The following is a 24,030-nucleotide window of genomic DNA, read 5'->3' on the forward strand; positions in this document are numbered from 1 at the left end:
GGCACATCCCCGACAAGGCCCGGCGGAAGGATCTCGATGAACCGCAAGAACGCCCTGGCAGCCGCTGTCGCGGCAGCCCTCGCCCTGGGCTCCGTGACCGTGGTGGCCCCCCAGTCCACCGCGGCCGCCGGCAACTCCGCCGCCCGCCCCGGCGCCGGGTTCCAGGCGATGACGGCCGACGCGCGCGGCGAGGCGATACGCACGGCCGGCCGGAACGCGGCCGCGACCGCCCGTGCGCTCGGCCTGGGCCCCGACGAGCGCCTGGTGGCCAAGGACGTGCTGATCGACGCCGACGGCGCCCGGCACGTGCGCTACGACCGCACCTACAGAGGCCTGTCCGTCATCGGCGGCGACCTGGTGGTGCACCTCACCGAGGACGGCACGATCACCGGCTCGGACCTGGCGCACCGGGGCGCGATCCGGATCGCCGACACCACGCCGAAGCTGACGGCGGCCGACGCCTCGGCCAAGGCCGTGAAGCACGCCAAGCACGTGAAGAACGCGAAGACCAAGGGCTCGGACGGCAGCACCCTGATGGTGTACGCGGTCGGCAAGGTCCCCGTCCTCGCCTACCGTTCGACCGTCACCGGCGCGGGCGAGACCGGCCCGGCCTCGCGGGAGGCGGTGATCGTCGACGCGACCAGCGGCGCGGCGCTGGACCAGTACGAGCTGCACCAGAGCATCACGGGCACCGGCAACGGCGTCACCGTCGGGCAGGTCTCCCTCGAGACCACCCAGTCCGGCAGCGGCTACACCCTGACCGACGCCGCGCACGGCGGCACCATCGTCTACGACTCGTACAACAGCCCGCAGTCGAATCCGAAGCAGAACGCCCGCGCCTTCTCCAAGACCACCAACTCCTGGGGCAACGGCACCAGCTCCAGCCGGGAGAGCGCCGCCGTGGACGCCTCCTACGGCCTGGCCAAGACCTGGGACTACTACAAGAACTCCTTCAACCGCTCCGGCATCCGCAACGACGGCCGCGGCGCCCCGGCGTACGTGCACATGGACAACAACGTGCTGAACGCCTTCTACGACGACGACTGCTTCTGCATGTTCTTCGGCGACGGCTCCTCGCAGAACGGCAACACCCCGGTCACCGCGCTCGACGTGGCCGGCCACGAGATGAGCCACGGCGTCACCGCCGCCACCGCCGGCCTCAACTACTCCGGCGAGTCCGGCGGCCTCAACGAGGCCACCAGCGACATCTTCGGCACCATGGTCGAGTTCTACGCCGACAACACCGGCGACCCGGGCGACTACTACATCGGCGAGAAGCTCAACATGTCGGGCGGTTACATGCGCCGGATGGACAACCCCTCCGCCGACGGCAACTCGCTGTCCTGCTGGACCTCCGGCGCCGGCTCGGTGGACGTCCACTACTCCTCCGGCATCGGCAACCACTTCTTCTACCTGGCCGCCGAAGGCACCGGCGCGAAGACCATCGGCGGACGCTCGCACAACGGCACCACCTGCAACAACGACACCTTCACCGGTATCGGCAAGGACAAGGCCGCCGCCGTCTGGTACCGCGCGCTGTCCACCTACATGACCTCCACCACCAACTACTCCGGCGCCCGCACCGCCACCCTGCAGGCCGCCGCCGACCTGTACGGCACCAACTCCCAGGAGCGGTACCTCGTCTCCAAGGCCTGGGCCGCCGTCGGCGTCGGCACCGCCTTGCCCGACCCCGGCACCGGCACCCCCACCCCCTCTCCGACCACCCCGACTCCCTCTCCGACCACGCCCCCCAGCGGGAACGCGCTGACCAACGGCACCTTCGAACAGGGCACCAGCGGCTGGACCCAGAGCGACGACATCATCACCAACTCGACTCTGCAGCTCGCGCGCAGCGGGTCCTGGTACGCCTGGATGATGGGCTACGGCGCCGACGCCGTCGAGTCCCTGTCCCAGTCGAACATCGCGGTGCCCTCCGCCGGCACCCCGAAGCTCACCTTCTGGCTGAAGGTCACGACCCAGGAGTCCGGCTCCACCGCCTACGACACCCTCAAGGTCAAGGTCAACGGCACCACACTGGCCACCTACTCCAACGCCAACGCGAGTTCCGGATACGTCCAGAGGACCGTCGACCTGTCCGCCTACAAGGGGCAGACGGTGAAGCTGGAGTTCGCCGGTACCGAAGACACCTACCTGTCGACCGTCTTCCTGGTCGACGAGATCGCCATCGGCTGACCGGTCCGCTCACACCGGTGCTCCTGCGGCCGGGGCCCCTGCTCGGGTGCTCCGGCCGCAGGAGCCACCACCTGCGCAAGGGCGGCCCGCTCCTCGCTCCGCGGGTTTCGCGATGTGTTCACCCACCGGTCACCTTTTGATCGTGGGCATGACAGATATGGCCGCGAAGGTCTTCCTTACCAGGGCAAACCACCTCATACAAGGAAGAAACGTGACTACACGTCTGGCATCTCGGGCCTCCGCGCTCGTTCTCTGCACGGCACTGGCGACCACCTTCGCCCTCCCGGCACAGGCCTCCGGGATCGACAGCGTCCGGCCGAAGGCCGAGACCGCCCCGCTGTTCGACGACGAGGCCGGCGGCAACGCCAACGCGGACGACCCGGCGATCTGGCGCAACCCCGCCGACCCGGGCCGCAGCCTGGTGATCGCCACCGCCAAGCAGGGCGGCCTGCGGGCCTACGACCTGGACGCGCGCCAGGTGCAGTCGATCCCCGCCCCGGCCGGCCCGGGCCCCGACGACAAGCCCGGTCGCTTCAACAACGTCGACCTGGTGCAGGGCCTGCGCCTGGGCGGCGCGCGCGCGGACGTCGCGGTGGTCAGCGACCGGGGCAACGACCGGCTGCGGATCTACCGCATCGACCGGGACAAGCCCGGCGGCCCGCTCACCGACGTCACCGACCCGGGAGCGCGGCCCGTGTTCTCCGCCGACCAGGCCGAGATCAACGAGCAGAAGACCGCGTACGGCCTGGCCACCTGGACCGACCGCACCACCGGCCGCTCCTACGCCCTGGTCAGCCAGCGCAACCGCACCCGGATCGCCCTGCTGGAACTGCTCCCCACCGCGGCCGGCACCGTCGACTACCGCCAGGTCCGCACCCTGGACCTGCCCTCCTCCTTCCGCCTGCCCAACGGCGCCTCCTGGACGCCCTGCGCCGAGCCGGGCGAACTGCCGCAGGTCGAGGGCATGGTCGTCGACCCCGCGGACGGCACCCTGTACGCGGGGCAGGAGGACGTCGGCATCTGGCGCATCGACGCGGGCCTGACCGGCACGCCGACCCTGATCGACAAGGTCCGCGAGTACGGCGTCCCGGGCACGTACGACGAGCAGACCGAGGAGTGCACGCCCGGCGCCGACCCCGGCTTCGGCGGCACGCACCTGACGGCCGACGTCGAGGGCCTGACCCTGGTCACCGAGCCGGACGGCGACGGCTACCTGCTCGCCTCCAGCCAGGGCGACAACACCTTCGTCGCCTACGACCGCGAGCGCGACGAGGACAACGAGTACGAGAACGGCTTCCGCATCGCCGCGGCCTCCACCACCCTCGACGGCTCCGAGGTCTGCGACGGCGCCGCCGCCCTCGACGCCCCGCTCGGCACGCGCTACCCCCACGGCCTGCTCGTCGTCCAGGACGGCCAGGAGACCCCCGGCGACGGCGACCGCGAGGCCACCGGCTTCAAGTTCGTCGACCTCGGCGAGGTCCTCGACGCCATCGACTGACGAACGAACGCCGCGGGCGCACGGTGACCACACCGTGCGCCCGTCCCGCCGTCACGCCTCGAAGAGACGAGTCGGCCATCCTGGGGCCGAGTGCGTCCGCCGGACCGGGCCAGAGCATCGAGGTCCTCTTCCGCTTCTGTGTCAAGTTCCTGGGCGGGGTCCGGGAGCAGGTCGATCTCCTCGTCGAGCAGTCGATGGAGGAATGGGACCGCATCCACCGGGGCGGGACTCCCGCCGATGGACCGGGCTTGAACCGGAAACAGACCGGAACAACTGGTCAGGAGCGGGACACGGGTGGGATGAACCGGGATTTCCGACGCAGGTCGGCTGCTGTGATGGATGAGGCTTCCGAGAGGCGCCTGCCGGGCAAAAGCCCAGGTCAGGCGCCTCTTTTCGTGCTCCTAGAAGAAGACGAGCTTCTTCGGGGAGTAGAAGACAAGGAGGTTCTTCGTCTGCTGGTGGTATGCGACTCGCGCGGCCGCTGACCAGCGGAAACGGCCACGATTCGAACCGGCTGCAGACGGCTGGTCCGCGTATGGCCCGGATCTTGGTCGGCCTCGTCCCTGGCCCCGAAGAGCGACCGCCATGCGGGAGTAGTTCGCACCGAAGGGCGAGGGACGCCGAGCCCGGCCAGGGAGCTCGACTTGGCTGTCCAGAAGAACCCAGCCCCTTTCGGGGAACAGCTGCAACAGCTGCAACAAAGGTTCTTCGTCTGCAAGTGGCACGACGACTGCGTCCGTGCCGACCAGCGCAAACGGCGGTGCGTGTGGCTCGGTGCAGGAGGGCGGGCCGGGATTGCTCCGGATCTTGCTGCGCGCGGCGTGTCAGGGTGGGCTTCGTCCCGCGGTCCGGAGTCGTTGATGGCGTTCACTCGCGCACGGTGTGTGTCTCCGGCACGAGTGGGGACCGTCTTCCGTCCCGTTCGGTGGTCCATTGAATCGCGGGGCAGGCCGGATCGCCAGACGGGTGAGGCTCGGGGTCGGAGCGCGGGCCTCTCCACCACGTCGGGTGATCACGTTCACGGAGAGACGACGCGGCGCCCTCTTTCGCGGCCTCTGCTGCATTGCGTATGTCCGCCAGTGGTCGTTGGCGAAGAAACCGCAGCAACCACCATCAGTAGCTGTCGTAGCCGGGTTGGCCGTTCGGCCGGTAGACGCCGACGACGGTGCCGCCCTTCGTCGTCGAGACGCTGACCGGCTCCAGCGCCGTGGGGATCGCGCCGGCGGCGAACAACCGCTTGCCGGTACCGATGATCACCGGGTGGATGGTCAGCCGGTACTCGTCGACGAGGCCGTGCCGCATGAGGGTCTGGGCGAGGTCGCCGCTGCCGACGACGTTGATGTCGCCGCCGTCGGACGCCTTCAGCGCCCGTACGGCATCGACGGTGTCGCCCTCCAGCAGCGTGGAGTTCTGTCAGCCGCCGTGCTCGAAGCCGCTCCCGGTGTCCTCGTCCGGACCGCCCGGCGCCTGCATGCCGCCGTCGAGCGTCAGGAACGTGCAAATGATGATCTTGCGCATGGTGCGCTCCCCTCGTTGACGGGTAGACCGCACAACCGCCGGAAACCCATCGCGCCACTTCCGCGGCACAGCACTACGGGGTCGCACCGCGATACCGGATCCGGTGTCCGTGCGACATCGACCGCGACCTTCGTGCACGACATCCGAGACCTTGCAACTCGTGGGTACGCCCTCGCGGCGTCGTGCGCCGTCACTATGCCCGGACGTTCCTCGTGGCTCCCGCGCCCTGTCGCCCGCCGACCCGGAACAGCCCGCGATCAGCACCAGATGCCTCCCGCGCTGTTGTGCGTTCGGGACCGGCTCCTGGCAAGTTCAGCCGGCGCCCGGCGAACGGGATGACCCGCAGCTGGGCATGGCTCCGGAAGGAGCGTCCGCGCCTGCGGCGGGACGAGTCGGCTGCGCCATGGCTCCGGCGGGGACGGGGCTGAGGCGCGGAGCGGCCAGGCGAATGCTGGATATGTGCCGACCCATACCGAAGGCGGCGCCTTCCCGGGCCCCGCGACAGGGCACCGTTGTTCCCCTCACCCGCGGGGTGTTCCCCGGTGCCGTCGATTCGGTACGGACCCCAGCGGTCCCGGCAAGGCCAAAAACGTCTCGTCTGAATGATGGGGCTCCGGTCATGCTGATCGGCCGGAAATCCCACTCCCGCAGACCACACCACGCCCTAGACTGCGACCGCTCCAAGACCTGGAGATCATCGGGAGGGCGTGCAAGATGAGACGAGCACTGATCAGTGCATTCGCGGCCGCGGCGTTGGTGGTGTCCGGGGGGAGCGTCGCCACCGCTTCCGACAGCGCTCCGCCGCGCACCACGCACGGTCCCTGCCAGTACACCCAGACCCCGGACGAGCCGCCGGCGCGTCCTGTTCCGCTGCCGCCCGACCCACGGCGCACCCCTGCTCGTGGCACGGTCGACTTGGCTGTTCCGACCAGTCAGGGACCGCTTCCGCTGCGTTTGGACCGGGCCAAGGCACCGTGCACGGTCCAGAGTTTCCTGCACCTGACACGGCACGGTTTCTACGACCGTACGGTGTGCCACCGCCTGACGGCGTACCCGACGCTGAAGGTCCTGCAGTGCGGAGACCCGACCGGCACCGGTGAGGGCGGGCCCGGGTACAAGTACAAGGACGAACTGCCGGTGGACCTGCCGCCCGCAGCCACCGACCCCACGGGCACGCGCCGCCTCTACGGACGCGGCCTGCTGGCGATGGCCAACGCCGGCCCGAACACGAACGGCTCACAGTTCTTCGTCGTCTACGGCGACTCCGCACTGCGACCGAACTACACGGTGTTCGGCACGGTCGGCCCCGCCGGTCTGGCGACACTCGACAAGGTCGCCGCCGGAGGCATCGAGCCGACCGCGGAGAACCCGGCACCGGTCGACGGCACACCCGCACTGCGGACCGAGCTGCTCCACGTCCGGCCGTCCTGACGGCACCGACGCACCGCGATGTCGCCGCGTCCACGACGAACATGCCTGGCGGCGTGCGGAGTCGGCTTGCGGCGACACTCGAAGGCCCAGTGAGTCCCCGGCTCCTCCATGGAGTCGGATCGATCGCGTCGCCTTCGCGTCACATCCGGGTCGACAGCAGACGCTGGTCCTTGATCCGGTTCAGTTGCGTATGCCGCTCGGTTCCGTGTCCGCCTCCGCGGTCCGCAAAGAGCCACACCTGCGTGTTCTTTGTCCCGCGGTATCGGTTGTAGGTCGCGAACACCGTGGCCGGGGGACAGGTCGGGTCCCCCGGCATCGGAGGCGGAGCGGCCGGCAGGCGGCGCCGAGGCCGCGGCGAGTTGCCTCGGTGTCCGAGCGGGCGTCGTCTACCTGAGGCGGCTCGCCGATGAGCTGTTGGCCGCCACCGCGACGGCCCGGCCCGCCGGGCGCTGCCGGCTGCTGAGTCCTGCCGCCGCCCGTGACGCCGTCGCCCGCTACGAGCGGGCGGGCTGGGCCCAGGTCACCCACCCCGCGCCCCGCGCAGCCGTCCCTCGCCCCTCTCACCCATCGACCAGAGCAGTGAGGTCCTCGCGCACCGCCAACGTCCGTCGGCGCTTCCTCGACCACTTCGCGGCTCGGGGAAAAACCGCTCCGTGGGAACAGATGGTTTCTGACCTCAGAAAACGCCGGTAATGCTCAATCTGTCGGGCGGATACCCCCGCCCGGACTGTGCCCCTCCCGCGGTACCGGCGCCGAGTTGTGGCCGGGGAGCGGGGTCCACAGGACCGTGACAGCGGCGAGGGTCGCCGTCAGGTCGGCCGCGCCGGTACGGCCGTACGCCCCAGCGGGCCCGGAAGTGGACGGGATTCTCGATCAGGAGCGTGGAGAGCCGGACGGCGGTGTGCGAGACGGCGGGGACGGCGGTGCGGGCCTGGCCGGTGCCCCTCCGGGTGCGGCCCGCCGCCCTCAACGTCCTGGCCGACACCTGGGCCGTGGACGTCGTGGTGCCGCTCATACGCCGAAAGGGGAGCCGTCCAAGGTCCAGTGGGGGTCGGGCGTGATGCCGAGGGCGGTGTACACATGGGCGGCCACGTCGGCGACCTTCTGTACCGACTGCTCCGCGCGGACCTCGCCGTCTTCGACACCCAGGTCTGGGAACTCGCCCAGGACCTGGACGTCCTCGGCGAGCTGATGCACGCGCTCCCCGAAGCCGACCCCCGCCGCTGGCAGCTCCTTCACACGATCGACCGGGCCTTGGACGCCGTCGACCTCCAGGACATCTCCGGCAGTGCGCCCGCCGCCCGCAAGGTGCTGCGCCCCGCCTTCGCGTCCCCGGCCGCACCCAGCGCCCACCGCGTCTTTGCCGTCGGACACGCCCACATCGACACCGCCTGGCTGTGGCCGCTGCGCGAGACCGTCCGCAAGGTCGCCAGGACGCTCTCCAACGTCACCCAACTCATGGACGACCAGCAGGACTTCCGCTTCGCCATGTCCCAGGCCCAGCAACTGGCCTGGCTCAAGGAACGGCGCCCCGAGGTGTACGCCCGCGTCCAGGAGAAGGCGAAGGCCGGTCAGTTCCTGCCGGTCGGAAGTCTCTGGGTGGAGCCCGACACCAACATCACCGGAGGTGAGGCGTTCGCCCGTCAACTGATCCACGGCAAGCGCTTCTACCTCGACGAGTTCGGCGTCGAGACCGAGGAGATGTGGCTGCCCGACACCTTCGGCTACAACGCGGCCATGCCGCAGTTGATGAAGCTGGCCGGTGTGCGCTGGTTCCTCACCCAGAAGATCTCCTGGAACACCACCAACAAGTTCCCCCACCACACCTTCCGCTGGGAAGGCATCGACGGCACCCGGATCTTCAGCCACTTCCCGCCCGTCGACACCTACAACGCCGAGATCACCGGCGCCGAACTCGCTCACGCGGTGGGCAACTTCCAGGACAAGGGGGCGGCCAACAGCTCGCTCCTGCCGTTCGGATACGGCGACGGCGGCGGTGGCCCCACCCGCGAGATGCTGGCACGTGCGGCCCGCCTGGGCGACCTGGAGGGCTCTCCCCGAGTGGTCGTCGAGCGGCCCGCGGACTTCTTCGCGCGCGCCGAGGCCGAGTACCCCGACGCCCCGGTGTGGGTGGGCGAGCTCTACCTGGAGTTCCACCGCGGCACGCTCACCAGCCAGTTGCGCACCAAGCAGGGCAACCGGCGCAGCGAGCATCTGCTGCGCGAGGCCGAGCTCTGGTCGGCCACGGCGGCCGTCCGTACGGACTTCCGCTATCCCCACGAGGAGCTCGACCGGCTCTGGAAGACCGTACTGCTGCACCAGTTCCACGACATCCTGCCCGGCTCCTCCATCGCCTGGGTGCACCGCGAGGCCGAGCGGACCTACACCGAGGTCCTCGCCGAGCTGGGCGGGATCATCGACTCGGCGCAGCGCGCGCTGGCCGGCGGCGGCGACGGAACCGTGGTGTTCAACGCCGCCCCGTACGCCCGTGGTGACGTACCCGCCCTCGGCGCGGCCGTCCGCACCACGCCCACCGATCCGACCGTCCGGCCGGTGGAGTCCGGCGACGGCTTCGTCCTCGACAACGGCCTCGTACGCATCGGGATCGACCCCCGCGGCCTGGTCGTCTCGGCGGTCGACCTGACGACCGGCCGCGAGGCCCTCGCCCCCAGCGCGGCGGCCAACCTGCTCCGACTGCACCAGGACTTCCCCAACGAATACGACGCCTGGGACATCGACGAGTTCTACCGCAACACCGTCCGCGACCTCACCGACGCCGACGAGGTGCGCGCCGAGCCCGGCGGAGTCAGGGTCGTCCGGACCTTCGGCGACTCCCGCATCGAACAGCTCCTCTCGCTGCGCGAGGGCTCCCGGCGACTCGACGTCGACACCGAGATCGACTGGCACGAGAAGGAGAAGCTCCTCAAGGCCGGCTTCCCGCTCGACGTACGCGCAGATCACTCCACCGCGGAGATCCCCTTCGGCCACGTCAAGCGCCCCACCCACACCAACACCAGTTGGGACGCTGCCAAGTTCGAGATATGCGCCCACCGCTATCTGCACGTCGGCGAGAACGACTGGGGCGTCGCCCTGGTCAACGACTCCACCTACGGCCACGACGTCACCCGCGACGTCCGCCCCGACGGCGGCACCACCACCACCGTCCGCCTCACGCTGCTCCGCGCACCCCGCTTCCCCGACCCGGACGCCGACCAGGGCCGGCACCGGCTGCGATACGGCTTCGTGATCGGAGCCGACGTCGCGGCCGCCGTCCGCGAGGGCTACCACGCCAACCTGCCCGAGCGGACCGTTCCCGGCTCGGCGGCGGTGACACTGCTGGTCGCCACGGACGACGACGCCGTCGTCATCGAGACGGTCAAGCTCGCCGACGACCGGTCCGGCGAGGTCGTGGTCCGCCTGTACGAAGCCCACGGCGGACGTGCCCGGACCGCACTGTCCCTCGCCTTCCCATGGGAGACCGTGACCGAGACGGACCTCTTGGAGCGCCCCGTGGACGGTGCGGTGCCCGTCCGGCCGGACGCGCCGGACGGAAGGGGACCGCATCTCACCCTCCGCCCCTTCGAGATCCGCACCCTCCGGATCGCCCGCCGATCCGACAACTGACGGGGCCGGCCGGCCCCCGAATCCTCCGTCATCCCCCTCGGGAGCCTCTTTGAGCACCGCACTGCAAGCCGTCCTCTTCGACATGGACGGCACACTTGTCGACACCGAGCGGCTATGGCTGCGGGCGGTCGAGGAGGAGGCCCTCGGTCTCGGAATCGTCCCCGCGGACGTGGACCTCGCCTTTGTCCTCGGCCGGGCGATCGACGACAGTGCCGCCCACCTCGCCGCCCGGTCCGCCGGGCGGGCTGATACGGCCCGGATCGGCGAGTCCCTCGAAAGGCGCTTCACAGAGCTCGTACGCCGACAGGTCGTCCCCCTACCGGGGGCCCTGGAACTCCTGACGGCCCTCGACGCCGAGGGACTCCCGGCCGCCCTGGTCTCGGCCTCGCCGCGACCAGTGGTGGACACCGTCCTCGACGCCCTCGGACGGCACTGGTTCACCACCTCGGTCGCCGCGGGCGAGACCCCGCGCACCAAGCCGTTCCCCGACCCCTACCGGGCGGCCCTGAACCTGCTCGGTGTCAGTCCGGCGGCATGCGTCGCCGTCGAGGACACCCCGACCGGCGTCGCCTCGGCAGAGGCAGCCGGCTGCGCGGTCCTGGCGATCCCCTCGCTGACCGCCATCGCTCCTGCCCCGCGTCGGACGGTCGTGCGCAGTCTGCTGAACGTGGACCTCGTCCTTCTCCGACGACTCGTCAGCGATTCACGGGCCGCGTGATTCCGTCACGTGTCCAAGCGCCATGGTGCCTGGCGAGGCAACCGCCCCTCCAGGAACCGGACTTCGCTGCTCTGGAAGAAGCCGAGCTTCTTGGGACTGCAACTCTGCAAGATGTTCTTCGTCTGCCGGACGGGGGCGTGCCGGGGCTCGCGGATCTCGGATGCGTCCGCGAGGAAACCGCTGCGCATCACTGCCTCGTTGTGGTGGGTCGTTGCCGACCGGGGGTGGCGACGGCCACCCCCGGCGCAGGAGGACGGGTGGCGTCCGGCTCAGCCGTCGCTCCCGGCGGCGGCGCGCGCCACGCGGCCGCGGACCGCATACCAGCCGGCGACCAGTGCCGCGGCGATCAGCGGCACGCACAGCACGGTGGTGCGTGCGGCCCCTCCGTCGGCGTACATGAGGACCAGGACGGAGGCGAGGAAGGCCAGCGTCACGAGTTCGGTCCACGGGGAGCCGGGCAGGCGGTAGGAGGGGCGGGTCAGCTCGCCGCTGCGGGTCTTCCGCCAGAAGAGGAGGTGGCAGATCATGATCATGCCCCAGGTGGCGAGGATGCCGATCGCGGCGAGGTTGAGGACGATCTCGAACGCGTCCGCGGGGACCACGAAGTTGAGCCCGACGCCCAGGACGCACATGCCGCTGGTGAGGAGGATGCCGCCGTAGGGGACCTGGGTGCGGCTGAGTCGGGCGGTGAACCGCGGGGCGGAGCCGTTGACGGCCATCGAGCGCAGGATGCGGCCGGTGGAGTAGAGGCCGGAGTTGAGCGAGGACATGGCCGCGGTGAGGACGACCAGGTTCATCACGTCGCCGGCCGCGGGGACTCCGATGTGGGAGAGCACGGTCACGAACGGGCTCTGGCCGGCGCTGTAGCCGTTCCAGGGCATCAGCATCGACAGCAGGACGACCGAGCCGACGTAGAAGAGGCCCACGCGCCACATGATCGAGTTGATCGCCTTCGGCATGATCTTCTCGGGGTTCTCGGTCTCACCGGCCGTGACGCCGACCAGCTCGACGGAGGCGTAGGCGAAGACGACGCCCTGGATGATCAGCAGCATGGGAAGCAGGCCGTTGGGGAAGATCCCGCCGTTGTCGGTGATCAGAGCGGGGCCGGGCACGGAGCCGTCGACGGGGTGCCGGGTCGCCAGGAGGAAGATCCCGATCCCCATGAAGAGGACCAGGGCACTGACCTTGACGATGGCGAACCAGAACTCCAGTTCGCCGAAGATCCGCACCGAGATGAGGTTCACGGTGAGGACCACGGCCAGGGCTATGAGGGCGATCACCCACTGGGGGACATCGGAGAACAGGTGCCAGTAGTGGGTGTACGTGGCGACGGCGGTGATGTCGGCGATGCCGGTGGTCGCCCAGTTCAGGAAGTACATCCAGCCCGCGGTGTAGGCGCCCTTCTCCCCGAGGAACTCCCGGGCGTAGGAGACGAACGCGCCGGAGGACGGCCGGTAGAGGACCAGTTCGCCGAGGGCGCGCACGACGAGGAACGCGAAGATTCCGCAGACGGCGTAGGCGACGAACAGGGAGGGACCGGCGTCGGCGAGGCGTCCGCCCGCGCCGAGGAACAGCCCGGTGCCGATCGCACCCCCGATGGCGATCATGTTGACGTGTCGGGGTTTCAAGGACTTGCTGTAGCCGGTGTCCCCGGCATCGACGTGACGGGTCGTGGGGCGCTTCTCGTCTTTGAGGAACTGCTCGCTCACGCCTCGGGTCTGCCTTCCGTAGGGGTGGTCGTGCGCTCGGGGCGCACGATGTTGGTGAGGGTCGTCTCGACCCGGAGCAGGTGGTGGGACATGGCTTCCACCGCGTCGTGCTCGCTGCCGTCGGCCAGCGCCTCCAGGATCGCCCGGTGCTCGCAGTTGGACTGCTCGCGCCGGCCGCCCAGTTCGTTGAGGAAGGTCGACTGACGCGCCAGTGCGTCGCGGATCTCCTCGATGACGCGGCGGAAGACGGGGTTGCGGGAGGCCTCGGCCACCGCCAGGTGGAAGACGGTGTCCATCGCCACCCACGCGGTGGTGTCGGTCTCCTGCTCCATCCGGTCCAGCAGATGGCTCAGATGGTCCAGGTCCTCGGGGGTGCGGCGCAGTGCGGCGTACCCGGCGACCGGGATCTCGACGTGCCGGCGCACCTCCAGCAGGTCGCTGGCGGCGTAGTCGCCGAACGTGGGGTCCTCGACCGTGTTGGCCACGACGAAGGTGCCCTTGCCGCTCTTGGAGACGGTCAGCCCCATGGCCTGCAGGGCCCGCAGGGCCTCCCGCAGTACGGGCCGGCTGACTTCGAGGGTGCGGCACAACTCGGCTTCGGAGGGCAGCTTGTCGCCTACGACGTACTGCCCGCGCTCGATGGAGCTGCGCAGGTGGCCGAAGACCGCTTCCATGGCGCTGACGCGCCGCGGAAGGGGACCAGTTGTCTGGCTGTCTGACAGGTTCACGCTGTGATCCTGCGGGGTGTGCTCCGGGGGTGTCAAGACACCTGTGTCGGCGAAATCCGCGCCGGCGCGCTTCGCGCCGTGCGGGCGTTCCGCCCCGCCGTCCGGGCGGGACCGGTACCTTCGGCGGAGCCCGCGGCGGCGACCAGGGCCTGCACGACCGGCGCGTCGACACCCATCTCCGGGTGCCATTGGAGGCCCACGGCGAAGCGGTACCGGGTGTTCTCGATCGCCTCGACGGTGCCGTCCGCCGCACGGGCGGCGGCGATCACCCCCGCGCCGAGGCGGTCCACCGCCTGATGGTGGTGCGTGGCGACCTGGTGCGTCCCCGGCAACAGGGCGCCGACCAGTGTCCCGGGCACCGTGGTCACGGCGTGGGCGCAGAAGTGGCCCCGAGCGGGGTTGTGGCCGTCGTGGCCCACACTGTCGGGCAGGTGCTGAATCAGCGTGCCGCCCTCGTGTACGTTCATCAGCTGCATCCCCCGGCACACCCCGAGCACGGGTATGTCGCGGGCCAGGCCGGCGGCCAGTACGGCCTGCTCCCACCGGTCGCGCTCGCGCACAGGCGGCCCGGTACGCGGATGGGGCACGGCCCCGTACAGTGCGGGATCGAGATCCTCGCCTCCCGCCAGGACGATCGCGTCCAGCCGCTCGACCACGTCGGCCGCGGCCTCCGGCGCGTCCGGCGGCAGCAGTACGGCGCGGCCGCCGGCCGCCCGGACGCAGTCCGCGTAGGCCGCGGGCAGCACGGCGGCGGGAAGGTCCCACTCATTCCATTGCGCGTGGGCGAGGTAGGTGGTGATTCCGATGAGTGGTGGCTGGGGCATACCACTTCCTTTCGGGGCATGAGGGGCGGCCGGTGACAGCCGGAGCCGAACCGAACGCCTCGCCGCGGCAGGCTGCCGCGGATGACACGGTGGTACGGGCGAAGGCGACCGGGACGGCGGGGGAGGGGTGTTCGCGGGCCTAGGGCGCGGGCTTGCGTTTTCTTGCCGCGAGCAAGAATCCTGCTGGCGTTCATCTCCAATCACAAGAAAACACATCTTCGCGACAGATAAGTGAGCCTTAACTCCGTGCACGGACTCGACCCCCGCCTGCTCGCCACCCTGGAAGCCGTCGTACGGCACGGCTCCTTCAGTGCCGCCGCACGCGAACTCGGTTACAGCCCGCCCGCCGTCTCTCAGCAGATCGCCGAACTCGAACGCCGCGCCGGCCTCAGGGTGCTCGAGCGCCGCCCCGTGCGCGCCACGCCGGCCGGCGAAGTCCTCCTCGGCGCGGAGCAGGGCGTCCGCAGTGCGCTGGCGGCGGCCTCGGCCGAACTCGGCGCCATGCGCGCCGGTACGGCCGGGCGGATCCGGCTCGGCGCCTTCGCCTCGGCCGCCACCGGCATCGTTCCGCAGGCGTTGGCCCGGCTCCACGCCGCCTACCCCCACGTCCAGGTCAGCCTCAGCCAGCTTGAGCCCGAGGCCGGTTACAACCGGCTCAAGCGGGGGGACATGGACCTGGCCTTGAGCTACGACTACGACTTCATCCCCGTCCCGCCGCCCCGGATGCTGCGCCGGACGCTGGTCGCACGGGATCCGGTGGTGGCTGTCGTCCCGGCACGGCACCGTCTGGCCGACCGGGAGGTCATCGACCTCGCCAGCCTCGCCTCCGAGACGTGGATCGCCGCTCCGGAGGCAGCGCTGCGCCTGGAACTGCTCTCGCAGATGGCCGACACGCCCGGCTTCCAAGCCCGCCTGCAATACGAGGGGGACGACTTCAACACCGTTCTCGGATTCGTGGCGGCGGGGCTGTGCGTGGCCGTCATGCCGCGACTCGCCCTGCCCCGCACCCATACCCAGGTCGTGGCCCGCCCCCTGGCCGAGCCACAGCTGACCCGCTTCATCTACGCCGTCCGCATCGACACCCGGCACACCCCGCGCGCCGTCCTGGACCTGGAAGAGATGCTCACCGCGCAGGCGCTGGCCGCGCTCTCGTAGGGAGCACGGCGCCCCGAGGGCGTGCGGGTGAACGGATCGTGGAGGCTCCGTGAAAAGCGGCCAACTTGGCGGCCGTCGCACGCGCGTAGACCCACCGACACGTCGGACTTCCCACCGTGTCCGACTACCGGACGCGGTGGCTGAAAATTGAACTATTGTGTGACGGGCGCACTACGTTTGCCGCGGTTGACGTTCCATCGAGAGGAAACCCCTCATGACCGCAGCCGACTGCCGGGCCGGAACGGCGCGCGTCCTCACCGGCTACCGCCCCGAGGACGGCTTCATGGCCGCAGCGCTGGACCCGCCCCCGGCCGAGTACGTTTGGCACGACGAGAACGCCGAGCATCAGGACCAGCGTTATGGCCCGGGAGTCGGCTACCGGCAGTGGCTGGCGGTGGACGCCCGCGACGGCGCCGTCTGGTTCGGCGACACCGACTGGCGGGTCCCGCAGGAGTCCCCTGACCGTCGGCTCCCCGGCATCCCCCGCAGGGCACTCGGGGACGGGACCGTCCCCGACCCCGGAATCATGGTGCAGCTGCTCGGCCACCTGAGTCACGACGAACAGCGCGGCTGCACGTGGCGCTTCTTCAACGCCGAGGAACTGCACGCGCTCGCGGTGCGCGTCCTGCCCGCCGTGCAGCGACTCGTGGACTCGATCCACCGGATCGGGCCCGCAGGCGAGCTGGAATGGTCGGCCGAGGCGGCCACCGCGTGGGACGACATCGAGGAGGCCGCGACCCCCGCGTTCGACCCCTCCGGGGAACTCCGCTGGCCCCGAACGCGCATGACGCCGGTTCCGGCCTGGCGCGTCGAGGTCGGCGCCTTCCTGGCCGCCAACCCCGCGCTGTGCGAACCCTCCTGGGACCTGGCCACGGACGCGGAACTCGACGCCTACGCCGACTACAGTCCCCGGGACGGCTATGGCGGTGTACCGGGGCGGATCTGCCGCGCCGCCGACCAACAGATCGAGGACGGCTTCACCTTCTACGGCAACCGCGCCGCCCTGTACGCCTACCGGGCACGGGCTTGTGGCGACCGTACTCCGACAGACGCCCGCGCCTGGCTGGAGGCGACGGAGACCGGGCGGGGAACCTGGGAGGCGGCCAAGCCCCTCGGAGCCACCCTCGCCGACGTCCCCGACTGCGTGCTGGCGTCCCTGGCCGAAAGGTTCCAGAACGCCGCGCACGAACACGGGCTGGCCCTGACGGGCCTGACCGCCTATCTCCGCGGGCTGCGCGGCGCGGAACGCTCTGCCGTCGATCAGCAACTCGTCCACGAGGGCGAGGAAGTCGAACGCCTTGAGAACATGCTCAAGGACTTCCGCGCCGCACGTAACCGCACCCTGGCGCGGATCCTGGCCTGGTCCGACGGACGAGGGAACGCGGAGATCGCCCGCCTGGCCTCCCTGCCCGAAGCGTACGTCGGTGACTGGAGGGCCCGCCTGACCGACGAGCAGACCACCACGACCCCCGGACCGTGAAGCACGCGCGGCCATCGGCCCACCGCGTCGTCGCGAACCTGGAGCTGCTCCGGCAACGTCGCCCAGACCGCGTCCGCTTCCCGGCGGGCGAACCGCTCGTAGACGGTCTGCCATGGCCCGTACCGTTCGGGGAGATCACGCCAGGAAGCCCCGGTCCGCAGCCGTCACGGCACACCGTCGGCCACCTTGCGGTGATCACGTCATGGACGGCCAAGGCCGCCCCGCTTCGGCAACAGAGATCCCATCCGCTCCCATGCCGCGTCCGTCGACTCGCCTCCCACATCGAACGATCCGGCGTGGCGCGGGACGGTCGGCTATTTCGGAACGGGAAGGGGAACCATGCGGATGCAGAGGCGTACGGCGTCACATGGGCGCGGGCGAGGGAGCGCGGGGCCTGACACGCCTGGAGTGCGCCGTTCCTGGACGGGGTCCAGGAGCAGGCCGACCTCCTCATCGAGCAGTCGATGGAGGAAAGGGACCGCATCCATCGAGGCGGGACCTTCGCCGGTGGACCGAGCTTGGACCGGAAAAAGACCGGAACAGCTGGTCAGGAGCGGGATACGAGTGGGATGAACCGATAGTGCCGAGCTTCTTCGGCGAGTACGACACGAGGAGGTTTTCGTCTGCTGGTGGTACGGGGTACCAGGTCGCTTCGACCTGGGGAATTGCGCGTCGTGGGGTCTTCGGTCGACAGCCTGGTCCGGCAATGGTCCGGATTTTGGTGCACCGGCCCCGAGCGAGGATGAGTGCAGGGCGTCCTCCACCGCGAACCGTGGGCCCGCAGCCGAGGGACGGTTTCATACAGCGCGCGATGAGTTCGGGCGACGGATCGGGTCCACCCCGCATGAATCGCATCATCGCTGACATCTCGGTCTCCCTCGACGGCTTCGTCACCGGACCCGACCCCGGCCCGGACAACGGTTTGGGTACCGGCGGCGAGGCCCTGCACACCTGGGCATTTTCCGACGACCCCGAAGACCGACGGATCTTGCGCGAGGGGACGGCCCGCTCCGGCGCCGTCGTCCTCGGGCGCCGACTCTTCGACGTGGTCGACGGGCCGAACGGCTGGGACGACGACACCGGCTACGGCGCCGGCGAGGTCGGCAAGCCGGCGTTCGTCGTCGTGACCGGCTCACCGCCGGAGTCGGTGCGGCTCACCGGCCTCGACTGGACGTTCGTCACCACCGGACTCTCCGACGCCGTCACCGCCGCGCGCATGCGGGCGGAGGCGTCGTCGTCGAACAGAGGCAAGGACCTCGACGTCGTCCTCATGGGCGGCGGCGCCACGATCGGCTCCGCACTCGATGCCGGGCTGGTCGACGTGCTGTCGCTGCACCTGGCGCCCGTCGTGCTGGGCTCCGGGACCCCCCTCTTCACCGGCGGAACACCACGCAGGCTGGAGCAACGGAGCGTGACCTCGACATCGACCGCGACGCACCTGACGTACGACATCCTCTGACGGCGCCGTTGCGGGACCTCTCCTCTGGGGAGGGGTGGCCCAGGGCGCGTGGGAATCATCAGGCATGCCGACATCGCCGGGGCGGCGGGTCTGGGATCGTGTGGGTGTCGTAGGCGGCGAACGGCTCGGCTTCGACACCGCGGTGCTGCTCGGGGCGGCCGAGCGTCAGCCGGAGGCCGAGCGGTCGACGGCCCCGGTGGCTCCCTGCTGACGGTCACGGAGACCACGGAGACGGCAACCGAAGCCGGCTTCGCGTACACCGAATGCTCGCGGACCGGCCGGGCAACGTCGAACCGTCGGCGGAAGCCGGCCGTCTGTTCGGTCGGGGCCGGCCTGACGGACCCGTCGGCCGCGAGCTCGGCCCCTCGCCGCGGACGGTGCACCGGCGCCTGCGCCGTCTCATGGACCTGGCCGGGGTGCGAACCCGGACTCAGTGGGGCGCCCCTGCCGTGCGAACCGGCTGGGCGGAGCCCTTGGGAGCCTGATCGAGGATCAGGCGAGGACGTTGACCGCGCGGGCGACCACCAGCCCGAGGATGAGCAGGGAGACAAGGGACTGAATGCCCATGGCGATCTTGGCCCAGGGGGCCAGGGGCATCACGTCGGTGGGGCTGAACGCGGTGGCGTTGGTCAGCGCGAGGTAGAGGTAGTCGACGAAGCGGGGCCGCCAGTCGGCGTTTGCCACTTCGGGGCTGAGCTGCTGTGGGAAGGCGAGCGCGGGCGTAGCGGGCATGTGGTGGACACGGGCCGCCGCCCCACCGCAGTCGAGCTCGAAGTACAGCAGGGAGAAGGTCAGAACCGTACAGGCCCACACCGTGCCGCCGCTCTGCAACAGGCTGGTGGCGGAGCTGGTCTCCTTGCCGCCATGGAGGATGTCGTCGACCAGCTGGACGGTGGACCAGACGGCGCTGAGTGCGAGAACGCACACCAGGGCGATCGACATGGTGCGCAGTACCGTCGAGCGTCGGTCGATCCTGCCCGGGTCGCCGGCGATGAGCGCGAGCAGGAGCAGTCCCTCGACGGCCGGAAGCACCCAGCGAGGCGCCAGACGGAGGTCGTCGGGGAGCAGGACGGTCAGCAGCATGGCGGCGACGACAGCGGCGGCCATCGGCCACCGGCTCTCACCGAAGGGCCCGTGCGCAATCGGACTCTCGGTTGGCTCGGGGATGCGTCCGGTCACGTGGCGGGCCCTTACGGTCGAGTGCGGAGTGGTTGTCGCCGTCCTGCTCTCGGAAGATATAGCGGGCCGGCGGGCGGGCCGGCGGGAGCGCTCCGTCGACGCGCCGCGGTGCGCCGCCGCAGACGAGATCCTCGCGCGTATCGCCGCGACCAGCGTGTGAACGGCGTATTCGGCGCACACCGCCTGGTCTTCGCCGCCCAGCTCACCACCTCGCGCCGGCTCGGGGTTCTCCCTGCGCGCCCCGACAGACGTGCCGGCAGGGGTCGTGGACCACGGCAGGGAGTTCTCCGAGGCGGAGGCCGAGCTGCCGGAGGACCGCGGTCGTCGCCTCCGGCCGGCGGCCCGACCACGCCGTCAGTGGTGGAAGTGGACGCGGGCAGAGCCGTGGGGGTTCCCCTTGTCGAGGTGTGTGATGGCCCGGCGCCGCATCCTCCCCGCGGCCTCGGCTGGTGGATCGTCGCCGTCAACCAGCTCGGCTCCGTCTTGTTCGTGGTCGCGGCGCTTGCCGCCTACACCCGCCCGTCACCGGCAGCGAGTACGACACCGGAAGGTTTGGTTTCTTGGTGGTACAGGAGCTATGAGGTCCTTGACCTGCGGATGCGCGCATCGGTTCGCCTTCGGTCGGCATCGTGGTCCGCGCACGGTCCGGATCGTCGTGGATCGGACCGGAGCGTGATCGGCGGCCGTAGGCGCGCCGGAGGCGCGTCGATGTGATCCTCGCCGACCTCGTCGGCAACGCCCTCCGCCACGGCCGTCCGCCGGTCACGGTCCGCGCACGGGCGGAGGACGGCACGGCCGTCCTCGCCGTGACCGACCACGGCCCCGGCATTCCCGACCATGCGCTGCCCCACGTCTTCGACCGCTTCTACAAGGCCGACACCGCCCGCACCCGCAGAACCCCACACCCTCCGGGAGCCCGTGGACCGTCCGCTGCGGTTCGAACGGCACGGTGACTCCGGTGACCGGCCGACCGGCCCACTGACGGGCAGGGCCGCCGGTCAGGCCTGCTTCATGGCGAAGCCCCGGTTCGGAGACCCGGGGCTTCGCTGTTTCGGCTGTTCCGACTGGTGGGCGCTGATCGCGTCGGCCGTAGGCTCACTGCCGGAAGCCGTCCACCGTCGGGCGCTGCCGCCGTCCGGGTGCGGCGCGGACGGGCTGCTCGCGAACCTCGTTCTGGAAGGACCAGTTAGAAGAACCCGAGCTTCTTGGGACTGTAACTCTGAAGGATGTTCTTGGTCTGCTGGTAGTGGTCCAGCATCATGCGGTGGGTCTCGCGGCCGATGCCCGACTGCTTGTAGCCGCCGAAGGCGGCATGGGCCGGGTAGGCGTGGTAGCAGTTCGTCCAGACGCGGCCCGCCTGGATCGCGCGGCCCGCGCGGTAGGCGGTGTTCGTGTCGCGGGTCCAGACGCCGGCGCCGAGGCCGTAGAGCGTGTCGTTGGCCGTGCGGATCGCGTCGTCGAAGTCGGTGAAGGAGGTCACCGCCACCACCGGGCCGAAGATCTCCTCCTGGAAGATCCGCATGCGGTTGTCACCCTCGAAGACGGTCGGCTGTACGTAGTAGCCGCCCGCCAACTCGCCTCCGTGCTCGACGATCTGTCCGCCCGTCAGGATCTTCGCGCCTTCCTTCTGACCGATCTCCAGGTACGAGAGGATCTTGCGGAGCTGGTCGGCGGAGGCCTGCGCGCCGATCATCGTGTCCGTGTCCAGGGGGTGGCCCGGGACGATCTTCTCCGTACGGGCGACCGCCGCCTCCAGGAAGTCGGCGTAGTGGCCGCGCTGGACGAGGGCGCGCGAGGGGCAGGTGCAGACCTCGCCCTGGTTGAGGGCGAACATCGTGAAGCCTTCGAGCGCCTTGTCGCGGAAGTCGTCGTCCGCCGCCCACACGTCGTCGAAGAAGATGTTGGGGGACTTCCCGCCGAGTTCGAGGGTGACCGGCTTCAGGTTCTCGGAGGCGTACCCCATGATGAGGCGGCCCGTCGTCGTCTCTCCCGTGAACGCGATCTTCGCCACCCGCGGACTGGACGCCAGCGGCTTGCCGGCCTCCTCACCGAAGCCGTTGACGACGTTCAGGACGCCCGGCGGCAGCAGGTCCGCGACCAGGCTCAGCCAGAAGTGCACCGAGGCCGGGGTCTGTTCGGCCGGCTTGAGGACCACCGCGTTCCCGGCGGCCAGCGCCGGGGCCAGCTTCCAGACCGCCATCAGGATCGGGAAGTTCCACGGGATGATCTGCGCGACGACGCCCAGCGGCTCGTGGAAGTGGTACGCCACGGTGTCGTCGTCGATCTCGCTCAGCGCGCCCTCCTGGGCCCGCAGCGCCCCCGCGAAGTAGCGGAAGTGGTCGATCGCGAGCGGGATGTCCGCGGCGAGCGTCTCCCGGACCGGCTTGCCGTTGTCCCACGTCTCGGCGACCGCCAGTGCCTCCAGGTTGTTCTCCATGCGGTCCGCGATCTTCAGCAGGACGGCCGCCCGCTCCGCCGGCGCCGTCCGCCCCCACGCCGGGGCCGCCGCGTGCGCCGCGTCGAGCGCGCGTTCCACGTCCTCGGCGGTGCCGCGCGCGACCTCCGTGAAGGGGCGGCCGTCGACCGGACTGGGGTTCTCGAAGTAGCGACCGCCCACCGGAGCGACGTACTCGCCGCCGATCCAGTGGTCGTAACGGGCCTGGTACGACATGAGCGCGCCCTCGGTACCGGGTGCGGCGTAACGGGTCATGGGCATGGCCTCCCTCGGACGCGCCGGCCGTCCCTGGCCGGCGCTCACGCCCGAGTGTGGTGAACCGTACGTTGCAAGCCCGTTGCACCGGCGGACAGTTCCGCCTCCAGGGAGTCGAGCCTCGCCCGTACGGGAGGGAGCTGCGACGCCGGTACCGCCGCGCACAGCGCCCGCCAGACCACCACGTCGTCCTCGCCCCACGCGCTGTACGCCCAGTCCGCGAGCAGCCCGGGATCGCCCCGGTCCACCAGCGCCGCCCGCATCCGGTCCGCGAGGCGCTCCCGCAGCCGCACCACCCCGGGCGCGATCGACGCGGGCAGCAGCGGGCCCGTGTACTCCCCGGCCGCCGCCGCCACGGTCCCCGAGGCGAGCCTCCGGTCGACCGTCGCGAAGTCCGCGTCCACGGGCGCGGCGAGCCGGTACGGCCGCGAGCGCAGCACGTCGGGGCCGAGCAGCGCGCGCAGTCGGGACAGCTCCGCCCGCAGCGTCACCGGCGTGACCGACCCGTCCTCGTACAGGAGGGTGAGGAGTTCGTCGCCGCCCACCCCCTCCGGCCGGTGCGCGAGGACCACCAGGATCTCGCTGTGACGGCGGCTCAGCCGCAGCCGCCGCCCGCCCACCGAGAGCACCGCCTCGTCCCGGCCGAGCGCCGACAGCCTGATCCGCTCCGGGTCCGGGGCCGGGCCGAGCAGGGCCAGCTGGGACTCGGCCGCGCGGGCCACCGCCTGGACGAAGCCGAGACTGTGCGGGTGCGCGAGCCGCTCCCCGCCGGTGATGTCGACCGCACCGATCACCCGCCCGCTGTGCGGGTCGTGCACGGGAGCCGCGGCACAGGTCCACGCCCGCACCGAGCGCCGGAAGTGCTCCGCGGAGACCACCTGGACGGGACGGTCGACGGCCAGGGCGGTACCCGGTGCGTTCGTCCCCGCCGCCGCTTCCGACCAACGGGCCCCGGCCACGAAGTTCATCCCCCGGGCCTTGCGCAGGGTGCCCGGATGCCCCTCGACCCACAGCATCCGCCCGGCGGCGTCGCAGACCGCGAGAAGGTGCTCGCCGTCCGTCGCGTACGCCCCCATCAGCTCCCGGATCACCGGCATCGCCGCGGAGAGCGGGTGGGCTTCCCGGCACGCGGCGAGCTCGTCCTCGTCCAGTTCCACCCGCGCCGCCCCGTCGGGGCTCACGCGCGCGCGTACGGACCGGCGCCAGGACGCGGCCACCAGCGGGCGGGCCTCCCGGACGGGCGGGCCGGCGCCCGGGCCCCCGCGGGTGGCCGTGCCCGGGGCGGTGTCCGGGGCGGTGTCCGGGCCGGTGTCCGTGTCCGGGCCGACGTGCGTGCGTCGGCGGGCGGCCGTGCCCCGGCCGCCGCCCATGCCCCCGCCGGTGCCCGTGTGCCTGTCCCCGCCCCGGCCAGTGCCGCCCGTGCCCCGGTCCGGCGATGCGCTCCCGGCGGTCGTCGCACCCCGGGCCGTCCCCGGGCGGGGAGTCGCTTCGGATTCCGCCGCCTCCGGTGTCCGTTCCGTCCGCGGCTCCGCGGCCCTCCACGCATCGCTCAACTCGGCCTCCTCGTCGAGGTCGTCCCGGCCCGTCGCGCTCATCGTGGTGCGCCCGCGGGCACCCGACAAGCCACCTCGCACCACGGCATGTGCACCCTGTCCGGGACCGGCCCCCGGCCGCTCACGTAGAGTGGGGTCCGGGCCGTGACTGGCGCTTGAGGTGGATCACCACCGGGGAGCGGCCCGGCGGAGCGTGCCGCAACGGCGCGACCGTGCCGATGCCGTGCGCCTGGGCGAACCACCGGTCAGAG

The 24,030-nt window shown here is 70.9% G+C and carries 13 protein-coding genes, 4 pseudogenes and 1 riboswitch; of the genes and pseudogenes, 9 read left to right on the forward strand and 8 right to left on the reverse strand.

Annotated features, from left to right (window positions below; genetic code table 11):
- The first annotated feature begins 36 nt into the window (after positions 1 to 36).
- Both ACIGW4_RS31420 and ACIGW4_RS31425 read left to right on the forward strand, forming a co-directional pair.
- Positions 37 to 2,193, forward strand: a complete 2,157-nt coding sequence (locus ACIGW4_RS31420) for a M4 family metallopeptidase (RefSeq protein ID WP_399584438.1) — start codon at positions 37 to 39, stop codon at positions 2,191 to 2,193.
- 211 nt (positions 2,194 to 2,404) lie between these two features.
- Positions 2,405 to 3,691 (forward strand): phytase, encoded by a 1,287-nt coding sequence (locus tag ACIGW4_RS31425; protein WP_399584441.1) that lies wholly within the window; start codon positions 2,405 to 2,407, stop codon positions 3,689 to 3,691.
- A gap of 1,113 nt (positions 3,692 to 4,804) precedes the next feature.
- Here the strand turns inward: ACIGW4_RS31425 and ACIGW4_RS31430 are convergent.
- A pseudogene (locus ACIGW4_RS31430) lies at positions 4,805 to 5,209 on the reverse strand (dihydrofolate reductase family protein).
- 714 nt (positions 5,210 to 5,923) lie between these two features.
- Between ACIGW4_RS31430 and ACIGW4_RS31435 the strand changes: the two are divergent.
- The 3 genes from ACIGW4_RS31435 to ACIGW4_RS31445 all read left to right on the forward strand — a co-directional run bounded on the left by ACIGW4_RS31435 (position 5,924) and on the right by ACIGW4_RS31445 (position 10,982).
- Positions 5,924 to 6,640: a peptidylprolyl isomerase gene (locus tag ACIGW4_RS31435; protein ID WP_399584443.1), complete on the forward strand. Its 717-nt coding sequence runs from the start codon at positions 5,924 to 5,926 to the stop codon at positions 6,638 to 6,640.
- 1,080 nt (positions 6,641 to 7,720) lie between these two features.
- A complete protein-coding gene (locus ACIGW4_RS31440) occupies positions 7,721 to 10,264 on the forward strand; it encodes an alpha-mannosidase (RefSeq protein WP_399584445.1) in 2,544 nt (847 codons plus the stop codon).
- Positions 10,265 to 10,313: 49 nt separating this feature from the next.
- Positions 10,314 to 10,982 carry an HAD family hydrolase gene (locus ACIGW4_RS31445; RefSeq protein ID WP_399584448.1) on the forward strand — a complete coding sequence of 223 codons (669 nt, stop codon included), beginning with the start codon at positions 10,314 to 10,316 and terminating at the stop codon, positions 10,980 to 10,982.
- A 269-nt stretch (positions 10,983 to 11,251) separates the two neighbouring features.
- On the opposite strand, the gene ACIGW4_RS31450 is transcribed toward ACIGW4_RS31445, so the two are convergent.
- From ACIGW4_RS31450 to ACIGW4_RS31460, 3 genes are all read right to left on the reverse strand, one after another.
- A complete protein-coding gene (locus ACIGW4_RS31450) occupies positions 11,252 to 12,691 on the reverse strand; it encodes an amino acid permease (protein WP_359587058.1) in 1,440 nt (479 codons plus the stop codon).
- Complete coding sequence (locus ACIGW4_RS31455; protein ID WP_359587060.1) at positions 12,688 to 13,365, reverse strand: FadR/GntR family transcriptional regulator; 678 nt, start codon at positions 13,363 to 13,365, stop codon at positions 12,688 to 12,690. Before ACIGW4_RS31455 ends, ACIGW4_RS31450 begins: the two co-directional genes overlap by 4 nt.
- Before the next feature lie 86 nt (positions 13,366 to 13,451).
- Positions 13,452 to 14,243, reverse strand: coding sequence for a gamma-glutamyl-gamma-aminobutyrate hydrolase family protein (locus ACIGW4_RS31460; RefSeq protein WP_399584452.1), 792 nt, complete (start codon positions 14,241 to 14,243; stop codon positions 13,452 to 13,454).
- 246 nt (positions 14,244 to 14,489) lie between these two features.
- Between ACIGW4_RS31460 and ACIGW4_RS31465 the strand changes: the two genes are divergently transcribed.
- On the forward strand, positions 14,490 to 15,398 hold the full coding sequence (locus ACIGW4_RS31465; protein WP_398711074.1) for a LysR family transcriptional regulator: 909 nt from the start codon (positions 14,490 to 14,492) through the stop codon (positions 15,396 to 15,398).
- 1,354 nt (positions 15,399 to 16,752) lie between these two features.
- On the opposite strand, the pseudogene ACIGW4_RS31470 reads toward ACIGW4_RS31465, so the two are convergent.
- Positions 16,753 to 17,123, reverse strand: a pseudogene (locus ACIGW4_RS31470) (transposase); the annotation flags it as partial.
- A gap of 599 nt (positions 17,124 to 17,722) precedes the next feature.
- On the opposite strand from ACIGW4_RS31470, the gene ACIGW4_RS31475 reads away from it, so the two are divergent.
- Positions 17,723 to 18,337, forward strand: coding sequence for a dihydrofolate reductase family protein (locus ACIGW4_RS31475; protein ID WP_399584456.1), 615 nt, complete (start codon positions 17,723 to 17,725; stop codon positions 18,335 to 18,337).
- Positions 18,338 to 18,425: 88 nt separating this feature from the next.
- Positions 18,426 to 18,663: pseudogene (locus tag ACIGW4_RS31480) on the forward strand (hypothetical protein); the annotation flags it as partial.
- 166 nt (positions 18,664 to 18,829) lie between these two features.
- On the opposite strand, the gene ACIGW4_RS31485 reads toward ACIGW4_RS31480, so the two are convergent.
- Positions 18,830 to 19,444, reverse strand: a complete 615-nt coding sequence (locus ACIGW4_RS31485; RefSeq protein WP_398711076.1) for a hypothetical protein — start codon at positions 19,442 to 19,444, stop codon at positions 18,830 to 18,832.
- Positions 19,445 to 20,214: 770 nt separating this feature from the next.
- On the opposite strand from ACIGW4_RS31485, the pseudogene ACIGW4_RS31490 reads away from it, so the two are divergent.
- A pseudogene (locus ACIGW4_RS31490) lies at positions 20,215 to 20,409 on the forward strand (ATP-binding protein); the annotation flags it as partial.
- A gap of 293 nt (positions 20,410 to 20,702) precedes the next feature.
- On the opposite strand, the gene ACIGW4_RS31495 reads toward ACIGW4_RS31490, so the two are convergent.
- Positions 20,703 to 22,226: an aldehyde dehydrogenase family protein gene (locus ACIGW4_RS31495; protein WP_399584458.1), complete on the reverse strand. Its 1,524-nt coding sequence runs from the start codon at positions 22,224 to 22,226 to the stop codon at positions 20,703 to 20,705.
- 44 nt (positions 22,227 to 22,270) lie between these two features.
- Positions 22,271 to 23,596, reverse strand: coding sequence for a GAF domain-containing protein (locus ACIGW4_RS31500; protein WP_399584461.1), 1,326 nt, complete (start codon positions 23,594 to 23,596; stop codon positions 22,271 to 22,273).
- Positions 23,597 to 23,913: 317 nt separating this feature from the next.
- Positions 23,914 to 24,021: riboswitch (ZMP/ZTP riboswitch) on the forward strand.
- Positions 24,022 to 24,030: the final 9 nt, after the last annotated feature.

The organism is Streptomyces sp. NPDC053513 (assembly GCF_044544765.1).
GTDB classification, from domain to species: domain Bacteria; phylum Actinomycetota; class Actinomycetes; order Streptomycetales; family Streptomycetaceae; genus Streptomyces; species Streptomyces litmocidini.

Bases quoted from the DNA above. Each gene is read 5' to 3' on its own strand.
- ACIGW4_RS31420 (WP_399584438.1), top strand. From the start codon at position 37: ATGAACCGCAAGAACGCCCTGGCAGCCGCTGTCGCGGCAGCCCTCGCC.
- ACIGW4_RS31460 (WP_399584452.1), bottom strand. From the start codon at position 14,243: ATGCCCCAGCCACCACTCATCGGAATCACCACCTACCTCGCCCACGCG.
- ACIGW4_RS31495 (WP_399584458.1), bottom strand. From the start codon at position 22,226: ATGACCCGTTACGCCGCACCCGGTACCGAGGGCGCGCTCATGTCGTAC.
- ACIGW4_RS31440 (WP_399584445.1), top strand. From the start codon at position 7,721: ATGGGCGGCCACGTCGGCGACCTTCTGTACCGACTGCTCCGCGCGGAC.
- ACIGW4_RS31485 (WP_398711076.1), bottom strand. From the start codon at position 19,444: ATGGCCGCCGCTGTCGTCGCCGCCATGCTGCTGACCGTCCTGCTCCCC.
- ACIGW4_RS31475 (WP_399584456.1), top strand. From the start codon at position 17,723: ATGAATCGCATCATCGCTGACATCTCGGTCTCCCTCGACGGCTTCGTC.
- ACIGW4_RS31500 (WP_399584461.1), bottom strand. From the start codon at position 23,596: ATGGGCGGCGGCCGGGGCACGGCCGCCCGCCGACGCACGCACGTCGGC.
- ACIGW4_RS31455 (WP_359587060.1), bottom strand. From the start codon at position 13,365: ATGGAAGCGGTCTTCGGCCACCTGCGCAGCTCCATCGAGCGCGGGCAG.
- ACIGW4_RS31435 (WP_399584443.1), top strand. From the start codon at position 5,924: ATGAGACGAGCACTGATCAGTGCATTCGCGGCCGCGGCGTTGGTGGTG.